Source organism: Enterobacter sp. ECC-249 (assembly GCF_043965265.1).
Taxonomy (GTDB): domain Bacteria; phylum Pseudomonadota; class Gammaproteobacteria; order Enterobacterales; family Enterobacteriaceae; genus Enterobacter; species Enterobacter quasiroggenkampii.
Window position 1 is genome coordinate 4,349,839 of record NZ_CP143660.1, and the last position, 15,561, is coordinate 4,365,399.

The 15,561-nt window shown below is 54.7% G+C and carries 12 protein-coding genes; 3 read left to right on the forward strand and 9 right to left on the reverse strand.

All coding sequences use genetic code 11. The features are described from left to right. Positions 1–6: 6 nt before the first annotated feature. From argO to tkt, 6 genes are all read right to left on the reverse strand, one after another. Positions 7–642: an arginine exporter ArgO gene (argO, locus tag V1587_RS20650; RefSeq protein WP_021242063.1), complete on the reverse strand. Its 636-nt coding sequence runs from the start codon at positions 640–642 to the stop codon at positions 7–9. 145 nt (positions 643–787) lie between these two features. Continuing rightward, the gene (gene mscS / locus V1587_RS20655) at positions 788–1,642 is read right to left on the reverse strand and encodes a small-conductance mechanosensitive channel MscS (RefSeq protein ID WP_024906566.1); all 855 of its coding nucleotides are present in this window, start codon (positions 1,640–1,642) and stop codon (positions 788–790) included. Between the two features lie 186 nt (positions 1,643–1,828). Continuing rightward, positions 1,829–2,908 carry a class II fructose-bisphosphate aldolase gene (gene fbaA, locus V1587_RS20660; RefSeq protein ID WP_014885155.1) on the reverse strand — a complete coding sequence of 360 codons (1,080 nt, stop codon included), beginning with the start codon at positions 2,906–2,908 and terminating at the stop codon, positions 1,829–1,831. 92 nt (positions 2,909–3,000) lie between these two features. Further along, a complete protein-coding gene (pgk, locus tag V1587_RS20665) occupies positions 3,001–4,164 on the reverse strand; it encodes a phosphoglycerate kinase (RefSeq protein ID WP_023333323.1) in 1,164 nt (387 codons plus the stop codon). Positions 4,165–4,213: 49 nt separating this feature from the next. Further along, the gene (gene epd / locus V1587_RS20670; RefSeq protein ID WP_371897847.1) at positions 4,214–5,233 is read right to left on the reverse strand and encodes an erythrose-4-phosphate dehydrogenase; all 1,020 of its coding nucleotides are present in this window, start codon (positions 5,231–5,233) and stop codon (positions 4,214–4,216) included. 325 nt (positions 5,234–5,558) lie between these two features. Beyond that, positions 5,559–7,550, reverse strand: coding sequence for a transketolase (tkt, locus tag V1587_RS20675; protein WP_021242065.1), 1,992 nt, complete (start codon positions 7,548–7,550; stop codon positions 5,559–5,561). A 272-nt stretch (positions 7,551–7,822) separates the two neighbouring features. Between tkt and V1587_RS20680 the strand changes: the two genes are divergently transcribed. Together V1587_RS20680 and V1587_RS20685 are read left to right on the forward strand one after the other, a co-directional pair. Next, entirely contained in the window at positions 7,823–8,581 is a 759-nt protein-coding gene (locus V1587_RS20680) for a M48 family metallopeptidase (RefSeq protein ID WP_371897846.1), read from the forward strand. A 209-nt stretch (positions 8,582–8,790) separates the two neighbouring features. Beyond that, positions 8,791–10,059 (forward strand): OprD family outer membrane porin, encoded by a 1,269-nt coding sequence (locus V1587_RS20685; protein WP_371897845.1) that lies wholly within the window; start codon positions 8,791–8,793, stop codon positions 10,057–10,059. Between the two features lie 52 nt (positions 10,060–10,111). Here V1587_RS20685 and speB read toward each other — a convergent pair whose 3' ends face one another. From speB to yqgB, 3 genes are all read right to left on the reverse strand, one after another. Continuing rightward, positions 10,112–11,032, reverse strand: coding sequence for an agmatinase (speB, locus tag V1587_RS20690; protein WP_014071686.1), 921 nt, complete (start codon positions 11,030–11,032; stop codon positions 10,112–10,114). A gap of 263 nt (positions 11,033–11,295) precedes the next feature. Further along, the gene (gene speA / locus V1587_RS20695) at positions 11,296–13,272 is read right to left on the reverse strand and encodes a biosynthetic arginine decarboxylase (RefSeq protein WP_248228173.1); all 1,977 of its coding nucleotides are present in this window, start codon (positions 13,270–13,272) and stop codon (positions 11,296–11,298) included. 8 nt (positions 13,273–13,280) lie between these two features. After that, the gene (gene yqgB / locus V1587_RS20700; RefSeq protein WP_127312443.1) at positions 13,281–13,412 is read right to left on the reverse strand and encodes an acid stress response protein YqgB; all 132 of its coding nucleotides are present in this window, start codon (positions 13,410–13,412) and stop codon (positions 13,281–13,283) included. 663 nt (positions 13,413–14,075) lie between these two features. Here yqgB and metK point away from each other — a divergent pair. Continuing rightward, positions 14,076–15,230 carry a methionine adenosyltransferase gene (gene metK, locus V1587_RS20705; RefSeq protein ID WP_010435443.1) on the forward strand — a complete coding sequence of 385 codons (1,155 nt, stop codon included), beginning with the start codon at positions 14,076–14,078 and terminating at the stop codon, positions 15,228–15,230. Positions 15,231–15,561 lie beyond the last annotated feature (331 nt).

Here is a 15,561-nt window from a genome sequence, read left to right on the forward strand (position 1 = left end):
CAAGGATTAGTTGAACAATTCCTGAACGTGATGAATCCCCTCTTTCGCCAGCTGGAAAGCGATAAACCACATCACCAGGCCGACCAGGGTATTAATGATGCGCTGGGCTTTGGCCGTACGCAGACGAGGAGCCAGCCATGCCGCCAGAATGGCGAGACCGAAGAACCAGAGGAATGAGGCGCTGACCGTACCGAGCGCAAACCAGCGTTTCGGCTCAACGTCCAGCTGTCCGCCCAGGCTGCCCAGCACCACAAAGGTGTCGAGATAAACATGCGGATTAAGCCAGGTGACCGCCAGCATGGTGACGATAATCTTCCAGCGGCCCTGCTTCATGACCTCCGCGCTCGCCAGCTCGAGGTTGCTGCTCATCGCCGTTTTCAGGGCACCAAAACCGTACCAGAGCAGAAACGCCACGCCGCCCCAGGTGACCAGCGCCAGCAGCCACGGAGACTGCATCAGCAATGCACTGCCGCCAAAAATCCCGGCACAGATCAGCAGTAAATCGCTTACCGCGCACAGCAGCGCAATCATCAGATGATACTGGCGGCGGATGCCCTGGTTCATCACGAACGCATTTTGCGGGCCGAGCGGAAGGATCATGGCCGCACCTAATGCAAGCCCTTGAAAATAATAAGATAGCATGACGATTTTCTCGCAGTGTTGTTCTGGAAGCAGACTATACTGCGCGAATCACATTAGAGGAAATGGATAATATTAATTGGGTATTAGCGGAGCTTATGAAAGTAAAGCCCGGTGGCGCTAGCGCTTACCGGGCCTACGGGTGAAGTTATTCTGCTTCTTTGACTTTTTTGACGTTCACGTCCATCTGCGGGTACGGGAAGCTGATGCCGTTGGCATCGAAGTCGCGCTTAATGCGTTCCAGCACGTCCCAGTACACGTTTTGCAGATCGCTGCTCTTGCTCCAGATACGCACCACGAAGTTAATCGAGGACGCGCCCAGTTCGTTCAGGCGAACGGTCTGCTCTTTGTCTTTCAGAATACGATCGTCTGAAGCAATGATGTTGCTAATCAGCGATTTCACCTGATCGATGTCGGAGTCGTACGCCACGCTGATAATCAGTTCGTTACGACGCACCGGTTCACGGGAGAAGTTAATGATGTTGCCCGCGATGATTTTCCCGTTCGGCACAACCACGATGCGGCCATCGACGGTACGCATGGTCGTTGAGAAAATCTGCACCTGCAGCACGGTCCCGGCAATGCCGCCAAGGTCAACGTATTCGCCGGAACGGAACGGACGGAAGGTGACCAGCAGAACGCCTGCCGCCAGGTTTGAAAGCGAGCCCTGCAGCGCCAGACCAATAGCCAGACCGGCGGCACCGAGAACGGCAATGACGGAAGCGGTTTGCACCCCAACACGGCCCAGCGCCGCAATCAGCGTAAAGGCGATAATGCCGTAACGCACCAGCGCGGAGAGGAAGTCAGCCACCGTGGCGTCAATGTGACGGGCCAGCATTACGCGATTAACCGCGTTCGATACGATACGCGCCACGATCATCCCGACGATGATGATGGCAATCGCCGCGACGATGTTCACGGCATAGCTCAGCAGCAGAGCCTGGTTGCGCACCAGCCAGTTACCGGCGTTATTGATGCTGTCTACAACATCGAGTTGTTCCATTTATTCTTCCTTTTGTTAAACCAAAACACAAAATCCATCCCCCATGGAGACAGGCAGGTCCGTAAAGGGTAAACAAAAAGCGCCGGGTTTGCCAAACAGATCACAAAAACCGGCCCGGCAGGGTATTGAAAAAGCATAAAAAAAGGCCCGCATTTGCGGGCCTTCTGATGCTGTTAGCAGCTCAAATTACAGAACGTCTACCGCATTCAGCTCTTTGAATGCCTGCTCCAGACGAGTAATCATAGATGTCTGGGCAGCGCGCAGCCATACGCGTGGATCGTAGTATTTCTTGTTCGGCTGGTCTTCGCCTTTCGGGTTGCCCAGCTGGCCCTGCAGGTAAGCTTCGTTCGCTTTGTAGTACTGCAGGATACCGTCCCAGGTTGCCCACTGGGTGTCGGTATCGATGTTCATTTTCACTACGCCGTAGCTTACGGAGTCTTTGATTTCCTGAGCAGAAGAACCGGAGCCGCCGTGGAAGACGAAGTTCAGGCTGTTGTGCGGCAGGTTGTGTTTCTTGGAAACGTATTCCTGAGAATCACGCAGGATGGTCGGGGTCAGAACCACGTTACCTGGTTTGTAAACGCCGTGTACGTTACCGAAGGACGCTGCGATGGTGAAGCGTGGGCTGATTTTGCTCAGCTCGGTGTAAGCGTAATCAACGTCTTCTGGCTGGGTGTACAGTGCAGAAGCGTCCATGTGGCTGTTGTCCACGCCGTCTTCTTCACCGCCGGTGCAACCCAGTTCGATTTCCAGGGTCATGCCCATTTTGGCCATGCGCGCCAGGTATTTGGAGCAGATTTCGATGTTTTCGTGCAGTGACTCTTCAGACAGGTCGATCATGTGAGAAGAGAACAGTGGCTTACCGGTTGCCGCAAAGTGTTTTTCACCTGCGTCCAGCAGACCGTCGATCCACGGCAGCAGTTTTTTCGCGCAGTGGTCAGTGTGCAGGATAACAGGAACACCGTAGTGTTCAGCCATCTGGTGTACGTGGTGCGCACCAGAGATAGCACCCAGGATTGCAGCACCCTGAGGAATGTCAGTTTTCACGCCTTTACCTGCGATGAACGCAGCGCCGCCGTTAGAGAACTGAACGATAACTGGAGCTTTAACTTTAGCAGCAGTTTCCAGTACGGCGTTGATGGAGTCGGTACCCACGCAGTTAACTGCTGGCAGAGCGAAGTTGTTTTCTTTAGCTACCTGGAACACTTTCTGTACGTCATCACCAGTGATAACGCCAGGTTTTACGAAATCAAAAATTTTAGACATGTTGCTTAGTCCTGTATCTTCGGCCGTTAGAAAAGGTGCGAGCTCTTAAAAGCGCGCTGAAAATTGGGCAGGTTTCCCTGCCCTTGAATGGCTTACTTCTTAGCGCGCTCTTCGAGCATTGCTACTGCTGGCAGTACTTTGCCTTCCACGAATTCGAGGAATGCGCCGCCACCAGTGGAGATGTAGGAGATCTTGTCAGCGATACCAAACAGGTCGATTGCTGCCAGGGTGTCACCACCGCCTGCGATAGAGAACGCTTCGCTGTCTGCGATAGCGTTAGCCACGATTTCAGTCCCTTTGCGGAAGTTCGGGAATTCGAACACGCCAACAGGACCGTTCCACAGGATAGTTTTTGCGTTTTTGAGGATTTCAGCCAGTTTCTGTGCAGAAACGTCACCCAGATCCAGAATTTGCTCTTCGTCTTTGATGTCGTTTACAGACTTCAGAGTCGCGGTTGCGGTTTCGGAGAACTCGGTCGCGACGCGAACGTCAGTTGGAACAGGGATATCGCAGGTGCTCAGCAGGCGTTTGGCTTCGTCAACCAGGTCTGCTTCGTACAGGGATTTGCCCACGTTGTGGCCCTGAGCGGCAACGAAGGTGTTCGCGATACCACCGCCAACGATCAGCTGGTCAGCGATTTTAGACAGAGAATCCAGAACGGTCAGTTTGGTAGAAACTTTAGAACCACCAACGATAGCCACCATTGGACGAGCAGGTTCTTTCAGTGCTTTACCCAGCGCTTCCAGTTCGTCAGCCAGCAGAGGACCGGCACACGCTACGTCTGCGAATTTACCGATACCGTGGGTTGACGCCTGTGCACGGTGAGCCGTACCGAATGCATCCATCACGAATACGTCGCACAGTGCAGCGTATTTTTTGGACAGGGTTTCGTCGTCTTTCTTCTCGCCTTTGTTGAAGCGAACGTTTTCCAGAACAACCAGCTCGCCGGCCGCAACTTCAACGCCGTCCAGGTAATCTTTCACCAGGCGAACCGGGTTGGACAGTTTGTCTTTCAGGTAATTAACCACTGGCAGCAGAGAGAACTCTTCGTTGTACTCGCCTTCAGTTGGACGACCCAGGTGGGAGGTGACCATTACTTTAGCGCCCTGCTTCAGAGCCAGTTCGATGGTTGGCAGAGATGCACGGATACGCGCGTCGCTGGTCACTTTGCCATCTTTAACCGGTACGTTCAGATCGGCACGGATGAAAACGCGTTTACCAGCCAGATCCAGATCGGTCATCTTAATTACAGACATGGTGAATCCTCTCGTTGATTCTTAAAGTTTTGCAGACGCACGATGCGTCTTACCTGAAACCTTGAGCAGCCATTGCTAACGTAGTGTCGAGCATTCGGTTAGCAAAGCCCCATTCGTTATCACACCAGACCAGCGTCTTGATAAGGTGTGCTCCACTGACCCTCGTTTGCGTGCCATCGACGATGGCGCTGTGCGGGTCGTGGTTAAAATCTACTGAGACCAACGGTAATTCCGTATAGTCAACTATACCATGAAATGCCCCCTGTGCCGCTTTTTGCAGCAACAGGTTGACTTCACAGGCTTTTACCGGTTTTTTCACCGTCACGCTAAGGTCGATTGCGGTGACGTTAATCGTCGGGACACGCACGGCAATCGCTTCAAAACGGTCATTGAACTGCGGAAAAATTCGGGTGATCCCTGCCGCCAGTTTCGTATCCACCGGAATGATTGACTGGCTCGCCGCGCGAGTGCGTCGTAAATCCGGATGGTATGCGTCAATAACCTGCTGATCGTGCATGGCGGAATGAATCGTGGTCACGGTGCCGGATTCAATGCCATACGCATCGTCTAACAGTTTGATGACCGGAATAATGCAGTTGGTGGTACAGGAGGCGTTGGAAACAATGCGGTGTTCGGCCTGCAGCTCATGCTGGTTGACGCCAAACACGACTGTCGCGTCGAGATCGTTACTGCCTGGATGAGAAAACAGGACTTTTTTCGCGCCTGCAGTCAGATGCGCTTCGCCGTGTTCGCGGTTGCCATACACACCGGTACAGTCAAGCACCACATCCACACCCAGTTCACGCCAGGGTAGCCCGGAGATGCTGTTCTCATGCAGCACACGAATAGCGTCGTCACCCACAAAAAGCAGATCTCTTTCCTGGCGCACATCCCAGGCAAAGCGTCCGTGGCTGGTGTCATATTTCAATAAATGCGCCATGCCCGTAGCATCCGCCAGTTCATTGATTGCCACCACGGTTATTTCCGCCCGACGTCCGGATTCATACAAAGCACGAACCACGTTACGTCCTATGCGACCGAAGCCATTAATCGCTACGCGTACGGTCATAGATCTCCTGCAAAGCAATCCCTGAGTTTGAGGTGGCTGAAAGAGTAATCCAGCTACGCCCGAAGGGGAATCTTTGCTATCACAAACTGCGATTGATTGGTCAATTGTCGAACATTTAATCGACTGAAACGCTTCAGCAAGAATAAGCGAATCGGGGAATAAAAGGAATGTCTGTCCAGATGAATAAGCGAGCTATATGACTTGCGTCACATTTTAGGTGGAATAATGACGCAAAAAAAGCCGGGTGGCGCGCTAGCGCTTACCCGGCCTACTTTCGAGCCATTTGTAGGCCCGGTAAGCGTAGCGCCACCGGGCAAAATGGCGATTACAGCAGTTCTTTCGCTTTCGCGACAACGTTCTCAACGGTGAAGCCGAACTCTTCGAACAGCAGCTCTGCCGGAGCAGACTCACCGAAGGTGGTCATACCGACGATAGCGCCGTTCAGGCCCACGTATTTGAACCAGTAGTCTGCGATACCCGCTTCCACTGCCACGCGAGCGGAAACCGCTTTAGGCAGAACGGATTCACGGTAAGCGGCATCCTGCTTATCGAACGCATCGGTAGACGGCATGGAGACCACGCGCGCCTTCACGCCTTCGGCAGTCAGTTTTTCCCATGCAGCAACAGCCAGCTCAACTTCAGAACCGGTAGCGATGAAGATCAGCTCAGGCTGGCCCGCGCAATCTTTCAGCACATAACCACCGCGAGCGATGTTCGCCAGTTGCTCAGGGGTACGCTCCTGCTGTGCCAGGTTCTGACGGGAGAGGATCAGCGCGGTAGGACCGTCCTGACGCTCAACGCCGTATTTCCACGCTACCGCGGATTCAACCTGGTCACACGGACGCCAAGTGCTCATGTTCGGGGTCACGCGCAGGGAAGCCACCTGCTCTACCGGCTGGTGAGTCGGGCCATCTTCGCCCAGACCGATGGAGTCGTGGGTGTAGACCATCACCTGACGCTGCTTCATCAGCGCGGCCATACGCACGGCGTTACGTGCATATTCAACGAACATCAGGAAGGTAGAGGTGTACGGCAGGAAACCACCGTGCAGGGAGATACCGTTGGCAATCGCAGTCATACCGAATTCACGTACACCGTAATGGATGTAGTTACCGGCAGTATCTTCGTTGATTGGCTTAGAACCGGACCACAGGGTCAGGTTAGATGGCGCCAGGTCAGCGGAGCCGCCGAGGAATTCCGGCAGCAGAGGACCAAACGCTTCAATGGCATTCTGAGACGCTTTACGGCTCGCGATTTTAGACGGGTTCGCCTGCAGCTTAGCGATGAACTCGTTCGCTTTCGCGTCGAAGTCGGAAGGCATGTCGCCTTTCATACGACGGGTAAATTCAGCCGCTTCCTGTGGGAAGGCTTTCGCGTAAGCAGCGAACTTCTCGTTCCAGGCCGCTTCTTTCGCCTGGCCAACTTCTTTTGCATCCCACTGAGCATAGATCTCAGATGGGATTTCGAATGCAGGGTATTTCCAGCCTAGCGCTTCGCGGGTCAGTGCGATTTCCGCGTCGCCCAGCGGCGCGCCGTGGGAGTCGTGCGTACCCGCTTTGTTCGGCGAACCGAAGCCGATGATGGTTTTGCACATCAGCAGGGACGGTTTGTCCGTCACAGCGCGCGCTTCTTCTACTGCACGTTTAATCGAGTCAGCATCGTGGCCATCAACGCCACGCACAACGTGCCAGCCGTAGGCTTCGAAACGTGCTGCGGTGTCGTCAGTGAACCAGCCTTCAACGTGACCGTCGATAGAGATACCGTTGTCGTCATAGAACGCAACCAGTTTACCCAGCTTCAGGGTACCTGCCAGGGAGCACACTTCGTGAGAAATGCCTTCCATCATGCAGCCGTCGCCCATGAACGCGTAGGTGAAGTGGTCAACGATGTCGTGACCAGGACGGTTGAACTGCGCCGCCAGGGTCTTCTCAGCAATCGCCATACCCACAGCGTTAGCAATACCCTGACCCAGCGGGCCGGTGGTGGTTTCTACGCCAGCGGTGTAGCCCACTTCCGGGTGACCTGGAGTTTTGGAGTGCAGCTGACGGAAGTTTTTCAGCTCTTCGATAGGCAGATCGTAGCCGGTGAGGTGCAGCAGGCTATAGATCAGCATAGAGCCGTGGCCGTTGGACAGCACGAAGCGGTCGCGGTCAGCCCATGACGGGTTCTGCGGGTTGTGGTTCAGGAAATCACGCCACAGGACTTCGGCGATATCAGCCATACCCATAGGAGCCCCTGGGTGGCCGGATTTGGCTTTCTGTACTGCGTCCATGCTCAGCGCACGAATAGCATTAGCAAGCTCTTTACGTGAGGACATTTTAACTCCAGATCGGACTGTTAAAGGCCATGCCCTTGACGACAGCGCGTTTTGGGCTACGCCGGAAAAAAGTGCCAACAATGTAACCCAAGCGGCATGCCATGTACATGGACCATTCTTTTGCAGCTTAAGAAATCTCTGGATCATGCTCGCATGTTGCGCAATCTGCTCGCCCGGCCCTGCAGATATTCCTTATACTTAGCCCGACACCGGCTTCGCTGACGGTGCATTTTTCGGATTTTATTCAGTTTAACGAGTACGGAAGCAACCTCATGAAAATGCGTGCAATAGTGCTGGCCCTGGGTACAACGCTCCTGCTGAGCGGCTGTCAGAATATGGATTCTAACGGTCTGATGACGTCAGGCGCAGAGGCCTTTCAGGCCTATTCCCTGAGCGATGCGCAGGTTAAAGCGCTGAGCGACCAGGCCTGTAAAGATATGGACGGAAAAGCCACGCTTGCGCCGGCTAGCAGTACCTACACGCAGCGTCTGAATAAGATTGCTTCCGCGCTGGGCGATAACATCAACGGCCAGCCGGTGAACTACAAAGTTTACATGGCGAAAGACGTCAACGCCTTCGCGATGGCGAACGGCTGTATCCGCGTTTACAGCGGCCTGATGGATATGATGACCGACAACGAAGTGGAAGCGGTCATCGGCCATGAAATGGGCCACGTTGCGCTGGGCCACGTGAAGAAAGGGATGCAGGTTGCCTTAGGCACCAATGCCATCCGCGCAGCGGCGGCCTCAGCGGGCGGTATCGTTGGCAGCCTGTCCCAGTCACAGCTTGGCGACGTGGGTGAAAAACTGGTGAACTCCCAGTTCTCCCAGCGTCAGGAGTCCGAAGCGGATGACTACTCCTACGATCTGTTGCGCAAACGCGGCATTAATCCATCCGGTTTAGCCACCAGCTTTGAAAAACTGGCCAAACTGGAAGCAGGACGTCAAAGCTCTATGTTTGACGATCACCCGGCTTCGGAAGCGCGCGCACAGCATATTCGCGACCGTATGGCCGCAGACGGAATTAAATAATTTCAGAAGGAGGCAGTTTTGCCTCCTTTTTATTTCGCATGAATTGTTAACTTAACAGCACGTATCGATAACACCTCTGAAAGCCCCGCCAAATCTGCACCAGGGCATTGAAATGTCTGGTCACATAATTATTGCAAAGGTTACTTTTTCCGGTAATTATCACCCCGCAGTTATTCAAATTAATATATCCAGACAGAGACGTTCCCTCCGTGAAAAAAGAATTATCATTAATCGCTTTAAGCTTATTTGCCGCATTACCTGCCGCCGCAAGCCAGCAATCCGACAGCCAGGGTTTTATTGACGACAGCCATCTGGATCTGTTTTTCCGCAATGCGTATATCAGCCGCGACTACCATCAGGGCCAGCAGGACAAAGCCGAATGGGGTCAGGGGATCATCGCCACGTTTGCATCTGGCTATACCGAAGGGCTGGTGGGCTTTGGTGTGGACGGTATTGCTCAATACGGCGTGCGTCTGGACGGCGGCCGCGGCAAAAGCGGCGCAGGCGGCATCGACTTTTTTAAACAGGAAGAGGATGGCCGGGCAAAATCCGATCTGGCAAAGTTTGGCGCTACCGCCAAAATGCGCATCTCCAACACCGTACTGAGCTACGGAAATCAGCGTCCTGAGCTGCCTATTGTCAATGCCGACAGCTCTCGCCTGCTGTTCGAAAGCTACACCGGCACCATGCTTACCTCGAAAGAGATCGACGGCCTGGAAATCAACGCGGGTTACTTCACCGACGAGCAGCGTAAAAGCGATGACCGCCACGACAGCGGACTGAAAAGCCTTTCCTTCGGCGGCGCGAGCTACCAGTTCAACGACCAGTTCAGCGGCGCGTTTTACGCCTCTCATAATGAAGAGGTGATGAACAAGCAGTACCTGGGCCTGAACTTCAAACAGCCGTTCAGCACCGGGCAGCAGCTGGTACTCGACTTCAACGGTTATAACTCCCGTCTGGACCAGGGTTACGCGGATAGCCTCGACACGGGACGCAGCAACGCTATCTGGAGCCTGGCGGCGAGCTACATCTGGGATATTCATACGTTCAAAGTGGCGTACCAGCAGAGCAGCGGCAGTACCGGCTACAACTACGGCGGCTATCGCGACCAGGGCGGCGTGGGTGACGGCGGTAACACCATCTGGCTGGCGAACTCCTACTGGTCTGATTTTAACGGCGAGGATGAGCGTTCCTGGCAGGCATCCTACGGTCTGGACTTTGGCGGCCTTGGCCTGCCGGGCCTGAGCTGGACCACCGCCTATGTGCGTGGCGACAACATCAAAACCTCTGAAACCAGCAACGGCAAAGAGCACGAGTGGTTTAACCAGATCCAGTACCAGGTGCAGGATGGTCCAGCGAAGGATCTGAAACTGAAACTGCGCTACTCCGTGCTGCGCGTCTCCAGCAACGCCAGCGAGTACAACGTGGGTGGGGACGAGATCCGCGCTTACGTGGAATACCCGTTTAACGTGTTCTAAAGGCAATAAAAAAACCTCTCCATGGAGAGGTTTTTTTCACGCCAGGCGAGGCTTACTCGCCTTTTTTAGCAGCCTGAATGTAGAGCATTTCCAGTGCCAGAGTCGCTGCGGCCAGCGCAGTGATCTCGGACTGGTCGTACGCAGGCGCCACTTCCACCACGTCCATCCCGACAATGTTCAGATCCTTCAGGCCGCGCACCAGCTTGATGGCGCGGTCTGAGGTCAGGCCACCGATTACCGGGGTACCGGTGCCCGGAGCAAATGCTGGATCCAGGCAGTCGATGTCGAAGGTCAGATACACGGGCATATCACCCACAATCTGCTTCACCTGAGCGATGATGTCATCGACGCCGCGATCGTTAACCTGGCCCGCATCCAGCACGGTGAAGCCGTTGTCTTTATCGAACTCGGTGCGAATACCGATCTGCACGGAGTGGTTCGGGTCGATCAGACCTTCGTTCGGCGCGGTGAAGAACATGGTGCCGTGGTCAAACTCACAGCCGTTCGCGTAGGTGTCGGTATGTGCATCGAAGTGCACCAGCGCCATTTTACCGAAGTGCTTCGCATGGGCGCGCAGCAGCGGCAGGGTCACGAAGTGGTCGCCGCCGAAGGAGAGCATGCGCTTACCGGCAGCCAGCAGCTTCTCGGCGTGCGCCTGCAGCTTCTCGCTCATCTCACGCGCGTCGCCGAAGGCGTACACCAGGTCACCGCAGTCCACCACGTTCAGGCGCTCGCGCATGTCGAAGTTCCACGGGAAGCGGTTGTGCTCCCAGGCCAGGTTAGTGGAAACCTGGCGGATCGCCGCCGGGCCGTGACGACCACCCGCGCGGCCAGATGTCGCCATATCGAACGGCACACCGGTGATCACCCAGTCCGCGTCGCTGTCGTACGGCTGGAAGTTCATCGGAAGGCGTAAAAAACCAAACGCGTTAGATACCAGAGAGTTATCGTACTGATGACCTAAAGTGCTCATGTCCTGACCTCTTTTAAAGTCGATACATTAAAAACAGATGAAAAAAAATCCCCTCCGCGTCGTTAAACCCGACGAGGAAGGGATTGATTCGTAAATCGCTTATTAGGGCGAATTATCGCCGGTAATGCATACGGGTTCAAGTGAGTATAGGGCATTGTGTGGTCTTTGCCCCTCACCCTAACCCTCTCCCCAAAGGGGAGAGGGAATTTGAACACCCTCTCCCCTTTGGGGAGAGGGCTGGGGTGAGGGGAAAGGTGGATGCCTTACTCGTCTTCCAGGTAGGTGTACCCGTACAGACCCGCTTCAAACTCTTCCAGGAACTGCTGCTGGAGCGCATCGTCCAGACCGGTATTTTTCACCTGGTCGCGGAACTGGGTGAGCAGTTTTTTCGGGTCCAGCTGAACGTATTCCAGCATGTCCGCCACGGTGTCCCCTTCATCGGACAGCTCGATTTCAACATTGCCGTCAGGGAACACGAACACGTCCACCGCTTCGGTATCACCGAAAAGGTTGTGCATGTTGCCAAGGATCTCCTGATACGCGCCGACCATAAAGAAGCCCAGCATCGGCGGGTTCTCCGGGTCGTATTCCGGCATTGGCATCGTCGTTGCGATACCGTCGCCGTCAACGTAGTGGTCGATTGCGCCGTCGGAGTCACAGGTGATGTCCAGCAGCACCGCGCGACGTTCCGGGGCGTGGTTCAGCCCTTCAAGCGGCAGAACAGGGAACAGCTGATCGATCCCCCAGGCATCCGGCATCGACTGGAACAGCGAGAAGTTGACGTAAATCTTATCCGCCATTCGCTCCTGCAGCTCGTCGATAATCGGACGGTGCGCGCGGTTGCTCGGGTCGAGCTGTTTCTGCACTTCATGGCACATGTTCAGGTAAAGCTGCTCCGCCCACGCGCGCTCCTGCAGGCTGAATGTGCCTGAAGAATAGCCCACGTGAATATCGTGCAGGTCCATCTGGCTGTCGTGCAGCCATTCGCGCAGGGAACGACGCGTGCCCGGCTCGTGCATCTCCTGCCAGGTTTCCCACATGCTTTGCAGGGAACGCGGGGCATCGTCTGCCGGCGGCGTCGCTTCGGTGGTTTCGCTGCGCTCAACGCCGATGATGTTCGAGACCAGCACCGTATGGTGCGCGGTCACCGCGCGACCGGATTCGGTGATCACCGTCGGGTGCGGCAGGCCGTTCTCTTCGCAGGCATCGCCGATAGCCCAGATGATGTTGTTCGCGTATTCGTTCAGGCCGTAGTTCACGGAGCAGTCAGACTGCGAGCGGGTCCCTTCATAGTCCACGCCCAGGCCGCCGCCCACGTCGAAGCACTGAATATTTACGCCAAGCTTGTGCAGCTCAACGTAGAAACGCGCCGACTCGCGCACGCCGGTGGCGATATCGCGAATGTTGGCCATCTGCGAGCCGAGGTGGAAGTGCAGCAGCTGAATACTGTCCAGACGACCGCGTTCGCGCAGGATTTCCACCAGCTGCAGCACCTGGTTCGCCGCCAGGCCGAACTTGGATTTTTCGCCGCCTGAGGACTGCCATTTGCCGGAACCCTGTGACGCCAGACGCGCACGCACGCCAAGGCGTGGCACCACGTTCAGACGCTCGGCCTCTTCCAGTACGATAGCAATTTCGGTCATCTTCTCGATAACCAGATAGACCTTGTGGCCCATCTTTTCGCCAATCAGCGCCAGACGAATGTATTCACGGTCTTTATAGCCGTTACAGACGATCACTGAACGGGTCATGCCCGCGTGTGCCAGAACCGCCATCAGTTCCGCTTTGGAGCCCGCTTCCAGGCCCAGCGGTTCGCCGGAGTGGATCAGGGATTCAATCACGCGGCGGTGCTGGTTCACCTTGATCGGGTAAACCAGGAAGTAGTCGCCTTTGTAGCCGTAGGATTCACGCGCGCGCTTGAACGCGGCGTTAATAGAACGAAGGCGATGTTGCAGGATCTGCGGGAAGCAGAACAGTGCAGGCAAACGCTGGCCCTGAGCTTCACGGGCTTTAACCAGTTTGGCGAGATCCACGCGCGCTTCAGGAACGTCCGGATCCGGGCAGACGCTGATGTGGCCCAGCTCGTTGACGTCGTAGTAGTTATTGCCCCACCAGGCAATATTGTAAGTGCGCAGCATCTTGCTGGCTTCCTCGGAGCTCATCGCAACCTCCTGCATAGAACGTAGTACACCCTGTTCGCCCGCTGACGAAGGCGAAAAAGAAGACATGTCGTCAGACATAGCGAACCTCAACTCTTTGTATTAAGTGTAAAACAGTTGACTACTATCGCAGCGTTATACGGCGATAACAACCCATAAACGGCTCCGTTTCCCAGCAGAGTATGCTGAAAACCAGACCGTGCGACCGGTTTCTTATTCATATCATTGTAAAACACGTATCCGAACTCTGTATGACAAGGTTCGGCGAAACCACGAGAAAACTCTTGTATTAACAAGAGCGCCCTTGTTCAGTTTTCACAAAGCGTGACCGGCCCTGGAATCCTGAGAAGCGCCGAGATGGGTATAACATCGGCAGGTTTGCAGACTAGAAATGCGGGTTGCGGGAATCAAATGCGCGCCAGAACGGCTGCGCTGAATTAGCGGAAAACGATGGTTCATTATCTCGTATCACCTCCACGGCCGCCTCTGCTGAAACGGACCCCAAGCCAAAGCTAAAAGTTCACTGCTTAACCCGGCTGGAAGTGGCGACACGATGAGTTCATCGAGCGCTTATTTTATATGAGCCGCGCGCCGCGTTTTATACCGAGAACAGGGGTAAAAAGCAAAAGATAAATGTGCGCGTTGACGGAGCCGTCAGGAATTATTTCCAGCAGCAATTTCAACCGAGCGAGAGGTTAGTCAAAAAAAACTGGAAATCGGGCGAAGAAGTGACCTAAAATAGCCATCCAGATGTTAATCCATCTATACTGATTAACACTCATACTGCCAGTGTCAAAAACCTGCAGGCCTTGGTAGAATTATCTCCTTTGGCTATTCCACACAGCAGCTTGAGCTAACCAAATTCCTCTTAGGTGAAATAAAACATGGCAAAACACCTGTTTACGTCCGAGTCCGTATCAGAAGGACATCCTGATAAAATTGCTGACCAAATCTCCGATGCGGTGCTGGATGCGATCCTGGCGCAGGATCCAAAAGCGCGTGTAGCGTGTGAAACCTATGTCAAAACCGGCATGGTTCTGGTTGGCGGTGAGATCACCACCAGCGCATGGGTTGATATCGAAGAGATCACCCGTAATACGGTGCGTGAGATCGGCTATGTGCATTCTGATATGGGCTTTGATGCCAACTCCTGCGCGGTACTGAGCGCGATTGGCAAACAGTCTCCGGATATCAACCAGGGCGTTGACCGTGCCGATCCGCTGGAACAGGGCGCGGGCGACCAGGGCCTGATGTTCGGCTATGCAACCAACGAAACCGATGTGCTGATGCCAGCTCCGGTCACCTACGCACACCGTCTGGTGCAGCGTCAGGCTGAAGTGCGTAAAAACGGCACCCTGCCGTGGCTGCGCCCGGATGCGAAAAGCCAGGTCACCTTCCAGTACGACGACGGCAAAATCGTCGGTATTGACGCGGTGGTTCTGTCTACTCAGCACTCCGAAGATATCGATCAGAAATCCCTGCAGGAAGCGGTGATGGAAGAGATCATCAAGCCGGTTCTGCCGACCGAATGGCTGAGCTCTGCGACCAAATTCTTCATCAACCCAACCGGACGCTTTGTTATCGGCGGCCCTATGGGTGACTGCGGTCTGACCGGTCGTAAAATCATCGTTGATACCTACGGCGGCATGGCGCGTCACGGCGGCGGTGCGTTCTCCGGTAAAGATCCGTCTAAAGTTGACCGTTCTGCGGCGTACGCGGCACGTTATGTGGCGAAAAACATCGTTGCCGCCGGCCTGGCTGACCGCTGTGAGATCCAGGTTTCCTACGCTATCGGCGTGGCTGAGCCAACCTCCATCATGGTTGAAACCTTCGGTACCGAGAAAGTGCCTTCAGAACAGCTGACGCTGCTGGTGCGCGAGTTCTTCGACCTGCGTCCATACGGCCTGATTCAGATGCTGGATCTGCTGCACCCAATCTACAAAGAAACCGCTGCATACGGCCACTTTGGTCGTGAACATTTCCCATGGGAAAAAACCGACAAAGCCGCTCTGCTGCGTGAAGCTGCCGGTCTGAAGTAATCGACTGACATCGCTTTTAAAAGGCCAGCCTTCGGGCTGGCCTTTTGCATTTGTGCGATCATCCTCGCCCGGCGGCGCTTCGCTTGCACGGGCCTACGGATTCTACGGTATTTGCAGGCCGGGTAAGGCGCAGCCGCCACCCGGCTGAAAGGCGCACCATTTGGAACCGATTACACCGCACCGGACAAACTTCGCTTTCAGATTATTCTCTTTGCATGATCGTCTTTCTTCTGCTGTTACATCGCCTTTCAGTTAAGTCTGAAATGTGTTCTTTCGCGATGCATATCACCTCGTTTACCTCTATATTTTCAAAGCTTTAATTATATTTACG